Source organism: Amycolatopsis sp. NPDC059027 (genome assembly GCF_042739735.1).
Taxonomy (GTDB): domain Bacteria; phylum Actinomycetota; class Actinomycetes; order Mycobacteriales; family Pseudonocardiaceae; genus Amycolatopsis.
Genome location: NZ_JBHYIK010000029.1, coordinates 18,966 through 36,227, shown reverse-complemented (window position 1 = coordinate 36,227; position 17,262 = coordinate 18,966). Strand labels below are relative to the sequence as shown.

Genomic DNA, 17,262 nt, shown 5'->3' with positions numbered 1-17,262 from the left:
ACACGCCCCCAGGGGCCCACCGATGCCGCCCCCCCCCCCCCCGTGGGAGCTTGGTGGGTTTTTACCTCTCTGGGGTGTAGCGAAACGACCCCTTCAGCTCAGTGGGTCCAGCGCAGCGCGGCGGTGAGTTCCGCCGCGCCCGCTCCGGAGAACTCGGCGATCTCGGCGCGGCGGATGTCCATCAACGTCGTCGCCAGTTCGTCACCGAAGTCGGCACGCAGCGACTTGTCCGCCTCGAACGCCGCGACGGCCTCGGCCAAGGACGAGGGCAGCCGGGTGATCCCGCGAACGGCACGTTCGTCGTCGGTGAGGGAAGCAGGGTCGACGTCCAGCGGCTCGGGGAGGCGGGCGTCCTCGGCGATTCCGGCCAGCCCGGCGAAGAGCAGCGCGGCGACCACCAGGTACGGGTTCGCGGTGAGGTCGAAGCATTTCACTTCGAGATTCGCCGCGGTGTCGCGCTGCCCGGCGGCGCCGCGGATCATGCGCAGCGGCGCCTCCCGGTTCTCCAGGCCCCAGGCCCGGAACGCCCCGGTCCACAGCTGCGGGGCGAGCCGCAGATAGCTGAGCACGGACGGTGCCCCGATCGCCAGCAGCGCGGGCAGCCGGTCGAGGATGCCCGCGCCGAACGCCTCGGCGACGGGGGTCAGCCCGAACGCGCGGTCACCACCGGCGCACAGGTTGCGTTCGCCGTCCCAGATGCTCAAATGCACGTGACCGCCGTTGCCGACGTCGTCCGGCGAGAACTTCGGCGAGAACGACGCGCGCAGGCCGAACCGGGCGCTGACCGCGCGGATCGTTTCGCGGACGAGCACCGCGGTGTCCGCCGCCCGCACCGGATCCGCCGCGGCCACCGACAGCTCGAACTGGCCGGGCGCGTACTCCGGATGGATCTGTTCCACCGCGACACCCTGTTCGTCCAAAATGGACGCCAGGGCACGGAGATACTCACCCTGCTGGGAAATCCGGGTGAAACCGTACGCCGGTCCGCTGGTGGCCGACCGCGGATCGTCCGGTGTGGACTCGGCGGTGACGATCCATTCCAGCTCGAAACTCATCAGCGCGGAATAGCCGTGTCCGGCCAGCCGCGCCGTGGCCGTGGCGGCGAGCGCCCTGGCGTCCTGCGGATGCGGGACGCCGTCCTGGTCGTACTTCAGCACCGGCGCCCACGCCCAGCCGGGACGGCACGAGAGCACGGTGAGCGCGTCGAGGTCGGGGTGCAGCCGGAGGTCGCCGACCGGCCCCCGCGAGTAGGCGCCGGAGGTGATCAGATCCGTGCACAGGAAGAAATCGAAGGAGTTCGACGCGCCGACACCCCAGGCCGCGGCCGACGCCAGTTTCGCCACCGGGACGGCTTTCGCCCGCAGGACACCGCTGTTGTCCACGAACGTCAGCGCGACCAGGTCCGCTCCCTCGCGCCGCAACCGGTCGGCGACGGCTTCCCCGCGCTCCGAAAGTGCTGCCCGATCGAGCTGGCTCATCCTGCCCCCACCGTGTACGACTTGGAGATCTTCACGAAGCGAGGTGGGCATCGTGTCAGACATCGTGAAAGGCCGTCCAGCGGACCGTCCCGCATTACACCGTTCGCTGTCGGTCTGGCAGGCTGTCGGGTTGTCGGTCGCCCTGATGGCGCCGAGCATGGCGGTCAACATCAACCCGCAGCAGACCGCGTCGGCCGCCGGACGCGCGGTACCGCTGGCGTTCCTGCTCTCCGGGGCGGGTGTTCTCCTTGTCGCCTATGGGTTCGTGCGGCTGTGCCAGTACTACCGGCACGCCGGTTCGGTGTACGCCTTCGTCGGCGCGACGCTCGGCCCGCGTGCCGGCGTGGTCTCCGGTATCGGACTGCTCGGCACGTACACGTTCTACGCCGTCGTGACGAGTTCGGCCGCGGGAACGCTCGGCACCGCCTTCCTTGCGCACGTGGGTGTTTGGCCGAATCCGCCGTCGTGGGGCCCGTTCGTGCTCACCGGTGTCGCGCTGGCCGGGGCGTGGCTGCTGGCCGTGGTACCCGCCCGGCGCGGCACCAGCACGCTGCTCGTCGTCGAGGGCGCGACGATCGCGGTGATCCTGCTGGTGACCGTGGTCATCGCGGTCCGGCTGATCGCGGGTTCCGCGCCGGGCGGCGGCCGGTTCACGCTCGACGTCTTCACCTACACCTCCGACACGGGACTGTCCGGGGTGTTCCTCGGCGCGGTGTTCGGGTTCCTGTCCTTCGCCGGTTTCGAGGCCGCCGCGACGCTGGGCGAAGAAACCCGTGACCCGCGTCGCGACATCCCGCGCGCGATTCTCGGCACCGCGATCTTCGGCGGCGCGTACTTCGTCGTGGTCACCGCGATCGAGATGATGGCGTTCGGCTCGGATACGGCCGCGTTCCATGATTCGTCCTCGTTGCTCGGCGATCTCGGCAGCCGGTTCGTCGGTTCGTGGGTGGGCGACGTCATCAGCGTCGGCGCCGCGGTCAGCGCGTTCGGCTGCTGCCTCGCGTGTGTGGTCGGTGGCTCGCGGCTGCTGTTCGCGCTCGGCAGGGACGTGCGCGAGGGCCAGGGGATCGGCCGGACGTCGGCGCGGGGGACACCGGCGGCCGCGGCGACGGTGGTCGCCGGGACGGCGGCGCTGATCATCGTCGCGTGCGCGGTGTTCTTCGGCGCCACCGCGGCCGACACGTTCGCCTGGGCGGGTTCGATCGGGACGCTGATCCTGTTGGTCATCTACCTGCTCACCACGGTCGGCGCGATCCTGCTTTTGTTCGTGCGCAGGCGGATGCCGGTGCCGAGGTGGCAGCTGGTGTTCCCGCTCGGCGCGCTCGCACTGCTCGGCTACACCGTCTACGTCACCGTGATCCCGTATCCGTCCGCCGGGCCGGCTCGCTGGTTCCCGGTCGTCGCGGCGGCGGTGCTGGCGGCCGCGGTGGTGATCGTGCTCGCCGCGCCCGGCTACGCCCGTAGGGTGGGAGAGAAACTGGCGGTGGCCGGAGGAGCGGAATGACGGAGCTACTTCCCTTCGTGGCGGAGCTGCCGCTGGTGGATCACCACTGCCACGGCGTGATCACCCGTGAGCCGGATCGCGACGCGTTCGAGCGGATGCTCACCGAGGCCGACACCGTGTCGCCGCTGGGCACGAGCCTGTTCGACTCGCTGATCGGGCTCGCCGTGCGGGAACGCTGCGCGCCGGTCCTCGGCCTGCCCCGGCACGCGCCCGCCGACGAGTACCTCGCGCGTCGCGCCGAACTGGGCGCGGCGGAGGTCAACCGGCGGTTCCTGCGGGGCACCGGCATCACCCGGTTCCTGCTCGACGGCGGTTTCCTGCCCGGATCGCTGACAACGACGGACGAGTTCGCCGCGCTGGCGGGCGCCCCGGCCGAGGACGTCGTCCGGCTGGAGCAGGTCGCCGAGGACGTCGTGCGCGCGGGCACCAGCGCCGCCGGGTTCGCCGCGGACTTCGGCGACGAGCTGGCGAAACGCACCGCGAACGCCGTCGGCGTCAAGTCGATCGCCGCGTACCGGGCCGGCTTGGAACTTTCCGGCGAGCGGCCGTCGCCCGGCGACGTCGTGGCGGCGGCCGGGCGCTGGCTCGCCCGTGTCGAGGCCGGGGAACCGGTCCGGCTCGCCGACGAGGTGCTGCACCGGTTCCTGATCTGGTCGGGTGTCGACGCGAGGCTGCCGGTGCAGTTCCACGTCGGCTACGGCGATTCCGATGTGGACCTGCACCGGTGCGACCCGCTGTTGCTGACCGGGCTGTTGCGTGCCACGCGGGCGGCCGGGGTGCCGATCCTGCTGCTGCACAACTATCCGTTCCACCGCAACGCCGCTTATCTCGCGCAGGTTTTCGAGCACGTGTTCGTCGACGCGGGACTGATCACGCACAACGCTGGGTTCCGCGCTCCCGCCGTGCTCGCGGAGATCCTGGAGCTGGTGCCGTTCGGCAAGCTGCTGTTCTCGACCGACGCGTTCGGGCTCGCCGAGCTGTACCATCTCGGCGCGGCACTGTTCCGGCAAGGACTTTCGGACTTCCTGCGCGGCGCGCTCGCCGCGGACGCACTGTCCGAAGTGGACGCCGTCCGGCTGGCGGCACTGGCCGGGCACGAGAACGCCGCGCGGGTGTACGGCTTGGAGGCGGCATGAGCGATGCTTGCGAGCGAATCATGGATACCATGCGCCAAAAGGAATTGAACACTGTCTCGCGAAGCGAGGCGACCGCATGAGCGAGTTGTGGGAGCGGTGGCAGCGGGCCATCGCCGACGAGCTTCCCGCGGCGATCGAGCTGCGGCACCGGGTCCATGCCGATCCGCGGGGTTCGGGAGACGAAGAGGACACCGCCCGCGTCGTCGCCGAAGCGCTGGGAGCCGGGGAAGGCATCCGGGTCGCGAAGACCGGGCGGGCGATCCCCTTGCCGGGCAAGGACGACGGCCCCGCGGTGGCGTTGCGCGCGGAACTCGACGCGCTGCCCGTGCTCGAACGCACCGGTGCCGGCTGGGCTTCGGACTCGGAACTGATGCACGCGTGCGGCCACGACGTCCACTTGGCGGCGCTGGTCGCGGTGTGCCGCGCGGCCGTGCGGATCGGGGTGCCGCGGCCGATCCTCGCGGTACTGCAACCGCGTGAGGAGACCTCGCCGTCCGGGGCGCTGGACGTCGTCGAATCCGGGGTGCTCGCCGAGTACCGGGTCGACGCGGTGATCGGTGCCCACGTGCAGCCCCGCCTGGCGAACGGCGTGGTCTCGGCGGTGCCGGGGCCGGTCAACGCCTCCACCGACGAGTTCGAGGTCGTGCTGCACGGCCAGGGCGGGCACGCCGGGTACCCGCACCTGCTGCGCGACCCGATCCTCGCGCTGAGCCAGCTGGTGGTCAGCCTGCAGCAGCTCGCGAGCCGCCGGGTGGACCCGGTGTTCGGGGCGGTGTGCTCGATCGGCCGGATCCAGGCCGGGACCGCGGCGAACGTGGTGCCGAACCAGGCGAGCGCGTTCGGCTCGCTGCGGCTGATGCGGGCACAGGACCGGGAACGCGCGCTCGAAGGGCTCGGCGAGATCGTGCACGGGACCGCGCGGGCGCACGGCTGCACCGCGGAACTGCGCGTCAGCCCGTGTGAACCGGTGCTGCACAACGATCCTGTGCTGGCCGTCGGCGCCCAGCGGTGGCTGGTGCGCGGGCGGTCCGATGTGGACGTCGACTTCCGGTCCTTCGGCGCCGACGACTTCGCGCACTACTGCACCGACGGCGGCGACGAGGGTACCCGGGGCCTGATGATGTTCGTCGGCCTCGGCGACACCGCGGGCGCGCCGAGCCTGCACGACGAGCGGTTCCTGCCACCCGACGAGGCCGTCGCGCAGGTCGCGAACGCGTTGGTCGCGGGGTACCTCGCCGCGCTGGGCCCCGCCGGGCCGTGACCGCGGGTCACGGATCGCTTCACCGGCGGTGAACACGCCGTGACCGTGGGCGGCTCCTGGACGGCCACCACCCGGAACGCGCTACGGTGACCTCGTGTATTCCGCCTCGGCTCTCGTGCTCGCCACCATCCCCAGCCCCGACCGCGGCGTCTGGCACCTGGGGCCCATCCCGATCCGCGCGTACGCGCTGTGCATCATCGCCGGCATCATCGTGGCGATCTGGTGGGGTGAGCGGCGCTGGGCCGCGCGCGGCGGCACGAAGGGCACGGTCGTCGACGTCGCCGTGTTCGCGGTGCCGTTCGGCCTGGTCGGCGGGCGGCTGTACCACGTCGTCACGGACAACCAGCTGTACTTCGGGCCGGGGAAGAACCCGCTCAACGCGCTGAAGATCTGGGACGGCGGCCTCGGCATCTGGGGCGCGGTCGCGCTCGGCGCGGTCGGCGCGCTGATCGCCTGCCGCCGCAAGGGGATCCCGCTGCCGGCGATGGCGGACGCGATCGCGCCGGGCATCGTCGCCGCGCAGGCGATCGGGCGGCTCGGGAACTACTTCAACCAGGAGCTGTACGGCGCGCACACGACGCTGCCGTGGGGCCTGGAGATCTACCAGCGCTTCAACCCCGAGAACCCCGACGACCTGCTCAACGGCGTCGCGGTGGGGCACATTCCGCTGCCGGACAGCCCCGTGCACCCGACGTTCCTCTACGAGCTGGTGTGGAACCTGGGTGTCGCGGCGCTGGTGGTCTGGGCCGACCGGCGGTTCAAGCTCGGCCACGGCCGCGCCTTCGCGCTGTACGTCGCCGGGTACACCGTCGGCCGCTGCTGGATCGAGCTGATGCGGACCGACAACGCCAACCACATCCTCGGCCTGCGGGTCAACGTGTGGACCTCGATCCTGGTGTTCGCCGGCGCGGTCGTGTACTTCGTCCTCGCCGCCAAACGCGGTCCGCGCGAGGCCCCGGAAGCCCTCGTCGGCAAGCAGCCCGGCGAGGTGCCCTTGCCCTCGCCCGAGCCGGGCACCGATGAGCGGGAACACGCGGAAGTGAGCGCCGACAACGGCGACTCCGCGTCGCCGGGCACACCTCCGGGCGTGTCTCCGGCCGGAGACGAGAAGAAGCCCGACGCCCAGAGCTGACGGCCGATCGCCGGGCCCAGTTCCTGTCGGCCCCTGCCCGTAGGCTGTCGGGTAGGGGGCCTCAGGGCGGGCTGAATCTTCCGTTCATTCCTTCGCGAGTCCACAAAGGATAGTGGCGGCCACGTCCTTTGCGAACCTCGACGCCCTGAAGGGGGCCTTCACAGCGCTCAGTGTTGTGAAGGCCCCCTTCATGGCGCTCACCGCTGTGAAGGAGGCCTTCACGGACGCCGGACGCCGGACGCAGGACGCAGGACGCCCGCCGGGATCAGCCGCGCAGGTGATCGCCGCCGCTGAAGTAGTCGTCATCGTCGACCGGCGACGACTCGGTGCGCCGGGGTGAGCGGCGCGGCGCGTCCGGAGCGGGACGGCTCGGCGGTGCCGGGCGGGACGGCGGAGGCGGCGGTGACGCGGCCTCGTCGTCGGCGAGCGGATCGGCGTAGTAGTCCTCATCCGCCACGGGCCGCGGCCGTGCGGGCGGTGCGGGTGGCGCCGAAGCCGGCGGAGGTGGCGGCTCCCGGTGCGTGTCGGCGGGAGCGGGCGGCGCCGGGGGAGCGGCCTGCGACGGGGTCGTGAGCGGGCCGGAGAGCGGGTCGCCGGACGAGCCGCCGCTGCGGGCCTCGATCACTTCGTCCAGCGTGGCGCCCTCCTCGAACGCCTTGAACGTCTCGCGCGCGCCGCCGAGTTTCGCTTCGGCCAGCTTGCGGACGTCCGGATCGGTGAACGCGCGCCCCTCGGCGACGTCCTTCCAGGACAGTTCGCCCGCGTCCACCTTGCGTTTGATGAGCCGCAGTTCGGCGGGCGCGTCGGGCTTCGACGCGGCCGCCTTCAGCGCCGCCTCCTTCTCCGGGGACGAGCTGAGATCGGCGGGCGGGATCTGGATCTTGTCGATCTCCGCGAGCCGCTCCCGGGATTTCGCCAGCGAACGGTCCAAATTGGACTCCGCCTCGCGGATCTCCTTCGTCTTCCACGAATCTTCCGGTGCCACGCCGGACGGTGAACTCATCGCTTTCTCCTACTTGCGCTTGGGTCGCGGCCCCGGTTTCGACGGCGGCTTGCGGCACGTATGCGGGACACCCGGTCGCAGTTGGGCGCCGCACCGGGAGCACCGGTCCTTGCGACGGCAATCCGGGCAGACGTGGGAGGAACCCCAGTCGCCTTCCTTACCGCACTTGGAGCACCTGCTGCTGGGCCGCTGCCGTTGCCGGTCACACCTGGGGCATTTGCCGTGCTCGTCGAGCGGGCCGTCGCACCGCTTGCACTTGTGGTCGTCCGGCCGTTGCCGTCGCCGGTCGCACTGCGGGCACTTGCCGTTGCCGTCGAGCGGGCCACCGCACCTTTTGCACTTCTCCTCGGCCCGCGGCGGCTTCTCGTCCGAACCGGACGGTGTCGTCGGCTCCTCACGGCGTTCCGGAGGCGAGTCGTCACCGCCACGGGGCTGTGGTGGTGGCTCGTCCCCGCCACCGTCACCGGACGGTGTGGTGTCACCGGGTTTGTCGCCGCCGCCGGTGATGATGTCCTTGATCTGCTTCAGCTGGGAGCCGAGGTTCTGGATCGACTCCCACAGCTGCTGGACCCGGCTGATGATGTCCTTGATCATCTCGATCACGTCGAGGATCAGGCTCAGCAGCTGGAACGCCCGCCAGATCGTGGTCGTCTCGGCGATCCAGCCCGCGATCGGGACGCATGCCTTGGCGGCGATCTCGATGAGCGTGTCGATGAGCTTCGCCAGCAGGTCCAAGGCCTTCGCCGCGAGCTTGCGCGAGCCGTCGGCCAGTGCGTCGAAGCCCTTCCCGATGGCCTGGGCGATCCCGGCCTCGGCCATCAGCGCGACGCGCCAGCCGACGTTCACATAGGCCTGATGGGCCGTCGAGGACGGGCCTTCCCAGTGCTCGCCGACGATCTCGGCGTTGCGCACCATCGTCTCGGAGAACTGCTTCATGGCGTCCGAGATGGTCCGCCACGCCTCGGCGTCCGCGGCGATCTTGGTGAAGTCGCCGGTGATCGGCTTGATCACGAGGTCGATCAGGCTGTGCCCGGCGATCTTCTGGAACACCCAGTCGACCGCCTGGACCTTGATGTCGGCGTCGGCCAGCAGCGCCTTGATGTCCCCGGACGCGTCGGTGGCGGGCGGCTCCAGCAGGGCGATGACGTCGCTGCCGTCGTCGAGGCCGTAGGCGCCTTGCCCGCCCGAGGGCGTCGTCGGCGCGTCGGAGGAATCCCCGCCCGGTGCCGAAGGCGAATCGTCCTTCGGGTCGTCCTTGGGGTCCTCGTCGCGCTTTTTCCTGTCTTCCTTGCCCTTCTTGTCCTCGTCCTCGTGCCCCCGCTTGCGGTCCGGCTTCTCCTCGTCGTGGCCGGGACGCTGCTGCCGGTGCTCCGGATCCTGGTGCGGCTGCCCGGGCTTCGGATGTCCCGGCGCGGGATGCTGACCCGGCTTCCCGTGCCCGGGCGTGCTGTGTCCCGGGCCTCCATGGTGCTTGGCCATGGACCCCCTCCTCGAATGTGCTTAGTAGACCGGTTCGTGTGAGCGGCGGGACGGGGCGTCCTCCGGCGCGGCGGAGATCTGCTTGTCCAGCTCCCGCAGGAGGGCTTCGAGGCGTTTCACGACGCTGTCCTCGTGCTCCTGGTAGCGCTTCGCGGCCTCCGTGATGCCCGCGGCCATGGACGCCAGCCGCTCGTGCCCGAACTTGAGCGTCTCGTCGTAGAGCGAGCCCACCAGGTCGACCACCGGCTGCAGCACCATGAACAGCCCGGTGAAGCCGGATTTGTCGCACGCCGTGGTGTGCATGAACTCGCTGATGCTGGTGATGACGGAGTGCAGCGCCTCGAGGTTCTCGGCGTAGGCGCGCAACACCTCCGGGTCGATGCGGACGGGCTTGCCGCCCCCGCCGCGCCCACCACCCCTGGTCGGTCTGCTGGTCATGAAAGATCCCCTCGTATCTTCCGCTTGCCCGAACGCATGGGCTAACCGGTCCGGGAACACTATGGCATCAGCCGGTCACCGCTCGTGGGCGGTTCGGGGAAATCGCTGATCGTGACGGTGGGGAAGCGCGGAGTACGGACGCTGTTCCGAACGGGCGGGCGCGGCGGGGGCACAGTAAACTCCGCGTGGATCCGCGAGACATATACTTAGCGGAACCAACTACCGTGACGCCATCAGGAACTATGTCGTTCCACGCAGCCGGATCGTTACCGTTCATCGCCGTTCGGGGCGCTCCGAACGGATGCCGGCATGTTTCCTAGGTGTTAAAGTCGCGTCAACGAGCGGGCCATCGTCGTCCCGTGCGCACCATTCGGCCGGTTTTCCGGCCATCGCACGACGACGAAGGAGGTCCTTCATGATCTTCTCCGCCATTCCCGGCAAGCAGGGTCTTTACGATCCGGAGACCGAGCAGGACTCCTGTGGTGTGGCCATGGTGGCCGACATCCGCGGGCGCCGTTCGCACGGCATCGTCACCGACGGTCTCTCCGCGCTGACCAACCTCGACCACCGCGGTGCCGCGGGTGCCGAGCCCACCAGTGGCGACGGCGCGGGCATCCTGCTGCAGCTGCCCGACGAGCTGCTGCGGGCCGAGGCGGGCTTCGCACTGCCGGAACCGGACGGAACAGGGCAGCACCGCTACGCGGCGGGAATCGCTTTCCTGCCCGCGGACGCCGACCAGCGCCGCAAGGCCGTGGCGCTGGTGGAACGGGTAGCCGCCGAAGAGGGGCTGGACGTGCTCGGCTGGCGCGAGGTGCCGGTCGACCCCGACAGGGCCGAGCTCGGGCCGACGGCCCGTTCGGTGATGCCGCACTTCGCGATGCTGTTCGTCGCGGACCACGGCGGCGCCACGGCAGGGCTCGAACTCGACCGCCTGGCCTTCTGCCTGCGCAAGCGCGTCGAGCACGAGAGCCAGAACGCCGACTGCGGCACGTACTTCCCGTCGCTGTCCTCGCGCACCATCGTCTACAAAGGCATGGTCACCCCGGAGCAGCTGCCCGCGTTCTTCGCCGACCTCACCGACGAGCGGCTGGCGAGCGCGATCGCGCTGGTGCACTCGCGGTTCTCCACCAACACCTTCCCGTCGTGGCCGCTGGCGCACCCGTTCCGGTTCGTCGCGCACAACGGCGAGATCAACACCATCCGCGGCAACCGCAACCGCATGCGGGCCCGTGAGGCGCTGCTCGAATCGGACCTGATCCCCGGCGACCTGACCCGGCTGTTCCCGATCTGCTCGGCCGACGCCTCGGACTCCGCGTCGTTCGACGAGGTCCTGGAACTGCTGCACCTCGGCGGCCGGACGCTGCCGCACGCGGTGCTGATGATGATCCCGGAGGCGTGGGAGAACCACGCCACCATGGACGACGAACGCCGCGCGTTCTACAAGTTCCACGCGAGCCTGATGGAGCCGTGGGACGGCCCCGCCTGCGTCACCTTCACCGACGGCAGCCTGGTCGGCGCGGTGCTGGACCGCAACGGCCTTCGCCCGGCGCGCTGGTGGCACACCGCCGACGACCGTGTCGTGCTGGCCAGCGAGGCGGGCGTGCTCGACGTCGCGCCCGCGGACGTCGTCGCGAAGGGACGGCTCAAGCCGGGCCGGATGTTCCTGGTGGACACCGTCGCCGGCCGGATCGTGGACGACGACGAGATCAAGTCGGCGCTGGCCCGCGAACTCCCGTACGACAGCTGGCTGCACGCCGGCCTGCTCAAGATCGCCGAGCTGCCCGACCGCGACCACGTCGTGCAGAGCCATGATTCCGTGCTGCGGCGCCAGCTTTCCTTCGGCTACACCGAAGAGGAACTGAAGATCCTGCTCGCCCCGATGGCCGCCAAGGGCGCCGAGCCGATCGGGTCGATGGGGTCGGACACCCCGCCCGCGGTGCTGTCGAAGCGTTCGCGGCTGCTCTACGACTACTTCAAGCAGAACTTCGCGCAGGTCACCAACCCGCCGCTGGACGCGATCCGTGAGGAACTGGTCACCTGCATGGCCCGGATCATGGGCCCGGAGCGGAACCTGCTCACGCCGGGACCGGCTTCGTGCAGGCACATCAAGCTGCCGTACCCGGTGATCGACAACGACGAGCTGGCGAAGCTCATCCACATCAACGACGACGGGGACCTCCCCGGCTTCGCCTGCAGTGTCCTTTCCGGACTGTACGAAGTGGACGGTGGCGCGGAAGCGCTTGCCGACGCGATCGAGCGTGTCCGGCGCGAGGCGTCCGAGGCCATCGCGGCCGGGGCGCGCACGCTGGTGCTGTCCGACCGCGACTCGGACCACCGGATGGCGCCGATCCCGTCGCTGCTGCTGGTCTCCGCGGTGCACCACCATCTGGTGCGCACCAAGGAAAGGCTGCGCGTCGCGCTGGTCGTCGAGACGGGCGACGCGCGCGAGGTGCACCACATCGCGCTCCTGCTCGGCTACGGCGCCGCCGCGGTCAACCCGTACCTGGCCTTCGAGACGATCGAGGACATGATCAACCAGGGCGCGGTGACGGGCATCGAGCCCGGCAAGGCGGTCCGGAACTACGTGCAGGCGCTCGTCAAGGGTGTCCTCAAGATCATGTCCAAGATGGGCATCTCCACCGTCGGCGCCTACACCGCCGCGCAGGTCTTCGAATCCCTTGGGCTGCACCAGGATCTGCTCGACGAGTACTTCACCGGGACGTCCTCGAAGCTCGGCGGCGTCGGCCTCGGCGTGCTCGCCGAGGAGGTCGCGGTCCGGCATCGCCGCGCCTACCCGGAAAACCCGACCGACCGTGTCCACCGTGGACTCGACACCGGCGGCGAGTACGCCTACCGCCGCGAGGGCGAGCTGCACCTGTTCACCCCGGAGACGGTGTTCCTGCTCCAGCACGCGTCCAAGACCGGCCGCGAAGAGGTGTACCGCAAGTACTCCGACGAGGTGCACCGGCTCTACCGCGAGGGCGGCGCGCTGCGCGGGCTGTTCTCCTTCCGTACCGGTGAACGCACCCCGGTACCGATCGAGGAGGTCGAATCGGCCGAGTCGATCCTCCGGCGGTTCAACACCGGCGCGATGTCGTACGGCTCGATCTCGGCAGAATCGCACGAGACGCTCGCCATCGCGATGAACCAGATCGGCGGCCGCTCCAACACCGGCGAGGGCGGCGAGGACCCGGAACGGCTCTACGACCCGCGCCGCCGCAGCGCCATCAAGCAGGTCGCGAGTGGACGGTTCGGGGTCACCAGCGAGTACCTCGTCAACGCCGACGACATCCAGATCAAGATGGCGCAGGGCGCGAAGCCCGGCGAGGGCGGCCAGCTGCCGCCGAACAAGGTGTATCCGTGGATCGCGCGGACCCGGCACTCCACGCCGGGCGTCGGGCTGATCTCGCCGCCGCCGCACCACGACATCTACTCCATCGAGGATCTGGCCCAGCTGATCCACGACCTCAAGAACGCCAACGAGCAGGCCCGCATTCACGTGAAGCTGGTGTCCTCGCTCGGGGTCGGCACGGTCGCGGCGGGGGTGTCCAAGGCGCACGCCGACGTCGTGCTCATTTCGGGCCACGACGGCGGCACCGGCGCCTCGCCGATGAACTCGCTCAAGCACGCCGGGACGCCGTGGGAGATCGGGCTCGCCGAAACGCAGCAGACGTTGCTGCTCAACGGTTTGCGCGACCGGATCACGGTGCAGGTGGACGGCGCGATGAAGACCGGGCGCGACGTCGTCGTCGCGGCGCTGCTCGGCGCCGAGGAGTACGGCTTCGCGACGGCCCCGCTCGTCGTCGCGGGCTGCGTCATGATGCGGGTGTGCCATTTGGACACCTGCCCGGTCGGGATCGCCACCCAGAGCCCCGAGCTGCGTAAGCGCTACACCGGCCAGGCCGAGCACGTGGTGAACTTCTTCCGGTTCGTCGCCGAAGAGGTACGGGAAACCCTTGCGGCACTGGGCTTCCGCACCCTCGACGAGGCGATCGGGCACGCCGAGATGCTGGACACCGACGCCGCCGTCGAGCACTGGAAGGCCTCGGGCCTCGACCTCGCGCCGATCTTCGAGATGCCGTCGGAAACCCCTTACGGCGGCGCGAAGCGGCGCACCAGGGGACAGGACCACGGCCTGGAACACGCGCTGGACCGCACGCTCATCCAGCTCGCCGAGGCGGCACTGGAGGACGCGCACCCGGTACGGCTGGAGCTGCCGGTGCGCAACGTGAACCGGACCGTCGGCACGCTGCTCGGCTCGGAGATCACCCGCCGCTACGGCGGCGAGGGCCTGCCCGAGGACACGATCCACGTCCTGCTCACCGGTTCGGCCGGGCAGTCGCTCGGCGCGTTCCTGCCGCGTGGCATCACCCTCGACATGGTCGGCGATGCGAACGACTACGTCGGAAAGGGACTTTCCGGTGGGCGGATCGTCGTCCGGCCCGATCCGTCGGCCACGTTCGCGGCCGAGCGGCAGACCATCGCGGGCAACACCCTGGCCTACGGCGCCACCAGTGGCGAGATGTTCCTGCGTGGTCAGGTCGGCGAACGCTTCTGCGTGCGCAATTCGGGCGCGCTGGTCGTCGCCGAGGGCGTCGGCGATCACGCCTTCGAGTACATGACCGGTGGTCAGGCCGTGGTGCTCGGGCCGACGGGACGCAACCTCGCGGCCGGGATGTCCGGCGGGGTCGCGTACGTGCTCGACATCGACCGGGGCAAGGTCAACCAGGACATGGTGGATCTGCTCAAACCGGGCGCGGACGACCTCGCCTGGCTCAAGAAGACCGTGCAGAAACACTACGATCTCACCCGTTCCGCGGTGGCGGCGTCGCTGCTCGGTGACTGGCCGCGGCGGTCGGCGGCGTTCACCAAGGTGATGCCGCGGGACTACCAGCGGGTGATGGATGCGGCGAAGGCAGCGAAGGCTTCGGGTCGCAATGTGGATGAGGCGATCATGGAGGCGGCTCGTGGCTGACCCTAATGGCTTTCTGAAGTACCGCAGGGAAGAGCCCGCGAAGAAGTCCAAAGAGGACCGTCTCGCGTCGTGGGGCGAGGTGTATGCGGAACTCGACTCCGGCGAACGCAATGAGCAGGTCAAGACACAGGCTTCGCGGTGTATGGACTGCGGTATCCCGTTCTGTCATTCGGGCGGTTCCGGCTGCCCGCTCGGCAACCTGATCCCGGAGTGGAACGATCTGGTCCGCCGCGGCGACTGGTCCGCCGCGAGCGATCGGCTGCACGCCACCAACAACTTCCCCGAGTTCACCGGGAAGCTGTGCCCGGCGCCGTGCGAGGCGGGCTGCGTGCTGTCGATCTCGCCGCTTTCGGGCGGGCCGGTGGCGATCAAGCGCGTCGAGGCCACGATCGCCGACCAGTCCTGGGAAGCCGGGTACGTGCAGCCGCAGGTGTCCGAAGTGGCCAGTGGGCAGCGCGTGGCCGTGGTCGGTTCCGGGCCCGCCGGGCTCGCCGCCGCCCAGCAGCTGACCCGTGCCGGCCACGAGGTCACCGTGTTCGAGCGGGACGACCGGCTCGGCGGGCTGCTGCGGTACGGCATCCCCGAGTTCAAGATGGAGAAGAAGGTCCTCGACCGGCGGCTGGCGCAGCTGAAGAAGGAGGGCACCAAGTTCGTCACCGGCTGCGAGGTCGGCGTCGATCTGACGGTGGAGGAACTGCGCGCGCAGTACGACGCCGTGGTGCTCGCCGTCGGCGCCCTGCGCGGCCGGGACGACCGGACGACGCCCGGCCGTGAGCTGTCCGGGATCCACCTGGCGATGGAGCATCTGGTGCCCGCCAACCGGTACGTCGAGGGCGACGGGCCGTCGCCGATCGACGCCGAGGGCAAGCACGTCGTGATCATCGGCGGTGGCGACACCGGCGCCGACTCCTACGGCACCGCGACGCGGCAGGGCGCGCTTTCGGTGACCCAGCTGGACCAGTACCCGATGCCACCGTCCACAAGGGACGACGACCGTTCGCCATGGCCGACCTGGCCGTACATCCTGCGCACCTACCCCGCGCACGAGGAGGCCGGCGAGCGGAAGTTCGCCGTGGCGGTCAAGCGGTTCGTCGGCGACGACGAGGGCCGCGTGAAGGCCATCGAACTGCAGCACGTCCGGGTGCACAAGGACCGCGAGACCGGGCGCCGCGAGGTCGTCCCGGTCGGCGACGAGGTCGAGGTGCTGCCCGCCGACCTCGTGCTGCTGGCGATCGGGTTCGAGGGTGTCGAGGAAATGCCGCTGCTCGGCGGGCTCGGCCTCGACCTCTCCCGGCGCGGGACGCTGTCCTGCGGTGCCGACTGGCAGACGTCGGCGCCGGGCGTGTTCGTCTGCGGCGACGCGCACCGCGGCGCGTCGCTGGTGGTGTGGGCGATCGCGGAGGGCCGCTCGGTGGCCCACGCCGTCGACGCCTACCTGACCGGCGCGTCGGACCTGCCCGCCCCGGTGCACCCGACCGCCCTGCCGCTGGCCGTCGTGTGACGTGAGCTGAAGGGGGGGGGGGGCGGGCGGTGGAGTTGGGGGTGAGTGGTGGCCAGCCGGCGACCGGGGCGGAGGTGATGCCGCGCGCCCCGGGGGGCGGCGCGGGCGGGCCCGCTCGGCCCCTTGGCGCGCACCCCACCCCCCCAACCCGCGCCTCTCGTGAGACAAAAGTCCCCTTCAGCGCGCGTTAGCCCGGATGCCGCGTCAGCTGCCGCCGAACAGCGGCTGCCGTTCCGTGAGCGGAGAACTACTTTCGAGTAGCTGTGCCTTTCCGTGGAAAGTGTCACAGTTGCCCCAGTTCACTTTCGCGGGAAGTGAGGCGTCCATGAAAAGAACCTCCGTCCGGGCAGCAGTTCTCGCCGCGATCACCGGCTTGGCCATGACCGTCCTCGGCCTGCCCGCCGAGGCGGCGCCGGGGCCCGTCGTCCACCGGGCCGCCGACACCCCGGCCAAGGCGAAGGCCGTCGCCGGGTACTGGACCGCCGAGGCGATGCGGTCCGCCACTCCGCTGGACAAACTCCTCCAGGCTCCGAGCGGCGTCCTCAAAGACGTCGCGAAGGGACTGGGCACCGTCATCCCGCAGAGCGTGCCGAACGGTGGCGGCGCGTGGACGGGCGGCGGCAAGGTGACCAAGACGGCCGGTCGCGTGTTCTTCAATTTCAACGGGCGCAAGGCTTCCTGCTCCGGCGACGCGGTCACGAGCTCGAACGGCAGCGTCGTGGTCACCGCCGGGCACTGCGTCAAGTACCAGGGCACCTGGCACACGGACTGGGTCTTCGTCCCCGGCTACGACAACGGGAACGCGCCGTACGGCCAGTGGACCGCGAGCAAGACGCTCACCACCCCGCAGTGGGAGGCGAGCGAGGACATGAACTACGACGTCGGCATGGCCGTGGTCAACCAGCTCGGCGGAAAGCGCCTCACCGACGTCGTCGGCGCCCAGGGCATCGCGTTCAACCAGGCGCGCAACCAGACGATGTACACCTTCGGCTATCCGGCCGCCGCGCCCTACGACGGCACGAAACTGATCTACTGCAGCGGACCGACGATCACCGACTTCCTGCTGACCCAGGACCACGGCATGGGCTGCAACATGACCGGTGGGTCGAGCGGGGGACCGTGGTTCCTGAACTTCGACGAGGCCACCGGGACCGGGGTGCAGGCCTCGGTGAACAGCTTCGGCTACACGTTCCTGCCGAACTACATGTTCGGACCGTACTTCGGCGCGGACGCGCAGACGCTCTACGGCAAGGCGCAGGCGGGCTGACCCCGCCGCGGGGGGGGGGGGGGGCGGGCGGGGGGGGGGGGGGGGGGGGGGGGGCGGCCGGCCGGGCGGCGGCGGGGGCCCGGGCGCC

At 70.4% G+C, this 17,262-nt stretch carries 11 protein-coding genes; 7 read left to right on the top strand and 4 right to left on the bottom strand.

Annotated features, from left to right (window positions below; genetic code table 11):
• Window positions 1-98: 98 nt before the first annotated feature.
• Window positions 99-1,478: a glutamine synthetase gene (locus tag ACFWY9_RS21035; RefSeq protein WP_378339646.1), complete on the bottom strand. Its 1,380-nt coding sequence runs from the start codon at window positions 1,476-1,478 to the stop codon at window positions 99-101.
• 52 nt (window positions 1,479-1,530) lie between these two features.
• Between ACFWY9_RS21035 and ACFWY9_RS21030 the strand changes: the two genes are divergently transcribed.
• The 4 genes from ACFWY9_RS21030 to lgt all read left to right on the top strand — a co-directional run bounded on the left by ACFWY9_RS21030 (window position 1,531) and on the right by lgt (window position 6,511).
• A complete protein-coding gene (locus tag ACFWY9_RS21030; protein ID WP_378339645.1) occupies window positions 1,531-2,982 on the top strand; it encodes an APC family permease in 1,452 nt (483 codons plus the stop codon).
• The gene (locus ACFWY9_RS21025; protein ID WP_378339643.1) at window positions 2,979-4,118 is read left to right on the top strand and encodes an amidohydrolase family protein; all 1,140 of its coding nucleotides are present in this window, start codon (window positions 2,979-2,981) and stop codon (window positions 4,116-4,118) included. Before ACFWY9_RS21030 ends, ACFWY9_RS21025 begins: the two co-directional genes overlap by 4 nt.
• Window positions 4,119-4,194: 76 nt before the next feature.
• Entirely contained in the window at window positions 4,195-5,379 is a 1,185-nt protein-coding gene (locus tag ACFWY9_RS21020; protein ID WP_378339641.1) for a M20 family metallopeptidase, read from the top strand.
• Window positions 5,380-5,473: 94 nt separating this feature from the next.
• Window positions 5,474-6,511, top strand: coding sequence for a prolipoprotein diacylglyceryl transferase (gene lgt / locus ACFWY9_RS21015; RefSeq protein WP_378339639.1), 1,038 nt, complete (start codon window positions 5,474-5,476; stop codon window positions 6,509-6,511).
• Window positions 6,512-6,776: 265 nt separating this feature from the next.
• Here the strand turns inward: lgt and ACFWY9_RS21010 are convergent, their stop codons facing one another.
• Genes ACFWY9_RS21010 through ACFWY9_RS21000 form a run of 3 tightly spaced genes read right to left on the bottom strand, consistent with a single transcriptional unit; the run spans window position 6,777 to window position 9,431 of the window.
• Window positions 6,777-7,514: a hypothetical protein gene (locus tag ACFWY9_RS21010; protein ID WP_378331231.1), complete on the bottom strand. Its 738-nt coding sequence runs from the start codon at window positions 7,512-7,514 to the stop codon at window positions 6,777-6,779.
• A gap of 9 nt (window positions 7,515-7,523) precedes the next feature.
• Window positions 7,524-8,993 carry a hypothetical protein gene (locus ACFWY9_RS21005; protein WP_378339637.1) on the bottom strand — a complete coding sequence of 490 codons (1,470 nt, stop codon included), beginning with the start codon at window positions 8,991-8,993 and terminating at the stop codon, window positions 7,524-7,526.
• Window positions 8,994-9,014: 21 nt separating this feature from the next.
• A complete protein-coding gene (locus ACFWY9_RS21000) occupies window positions 9,015-9,431 on the bottom strand; it encodes a hypothetical protein (RefSeq protein WP_378339636.1) in 417 nt (138 codons plus the stop codon).
• A gap of 415 nt (window positions 9,432-9,846) precedes the next feature.
• Between ACFWY9_RS21000 and gltB the strand changes: the two genes are divergently transcribed.
• The 3 genes from gltB to ACFWY9_RS20985 all read left to right on the top strand — a co-directional run bounded on the left by gltB (window position 9,847) and on the right by ACFWY9_RS20985 (window position 17,174).
• A complete protein-coding gene (gltB, locus tag ACFWY9_RS20995) occupies window positions 9,847-14,406 on the top strand; it encodes a glutamate synthase large subunit (protein WP_378339634.1) in 4,560 nt (1,519 codons plus the stop codon).
• Window positions 14,399-15,907: a glutamate synthase subunit beta gene (locus tag ACFWY9_RS20990; RefSeq protein WP_378331227.1), complete on the top strand. Its 1,509-nt coding sequence runs from the start codon at window positions 14,399-14,401 to the stop codon at window positions 15,905-15,907. The genes gltB and ACFWY9_RS20990 overlap by 8 nt, the downstream gene beginning before the upstream one ends.
• A gap of 325 nt (window positions 15,908-16,232) precedes the next feature.
• Complete coding sequence (locus tag ACFWY9_RS20985) at window positions 16,233-17,174, top strand: trypsin-like serine peptidase (protein WP_378326514.1); 942 nt, start codon at window positions 16,233-16,235, stop codon at window positions 17,172-17,174.
• Window positions 17,175-17,262: the final 88 nt, after the last annotated feature.

Bases quoted from the DNA above. Each gene is read 5' to 3' on its own strand.
- ACFWY9_RS21035 (WP_378339646.1), bottom strand. From the start codon at position 1,478: ATGAGCCAGCTCGATCGGGCAGCACTTTCGGAGCGCGGGGAAGCCGTC.
- gltB (WP_378339634.1), top strand. From the start codon at position 9,847: ATGATCTTCTCCGCCATTCCCGGCAAGCAGGGTCTTTACGATCCGGAG.
- ACFWY9_RS21000 (WP_378339636.1), bottom strand. From the start codon at position 9,431: ATGACCAGCAGACCGACCAGGGGTGGTGGGCGCGGCGGGGGCGGCAAG.
- ACFWY9_RS21020 (WP_378339641.1), top strand. From the start codon at position 4,195: ATGAGCGAGTTGTGGGAGCGGTGGCAGCGGGCCATCGCCGACGAGCTT.
- ACFWY9_RS21010 (WP_378331231.1), bottom strand. From the start codon at position 7,514: ATGAGTTCACCGTCCGGCGTGGCACCGGAAGATTCGTGGAAGACGAAG.
- ACFWY9_RS21005 (WP_378339637.1), bottom strand. From the start codon at position 8,993: ATGGCCAAGCACCATGGAGGCCCGGGACACAGCACGCCCGGGCACGGG.
- ACFWY9_RS21025 (WP_378339643.1), top strand. From the start codon at position 2,979: ATGACGGAGCTACTTCCCTTCGTGGCGGAGCTGCCGCTGGTGGATCAC.
- ACFWY9_RS20985 (WP_378326514.1), top strand. From the start codon at position 16,233: ATGAAAAGAACCTCCGTCCGGGCAGCAGTTCTCGCCGCGATCACCGGC.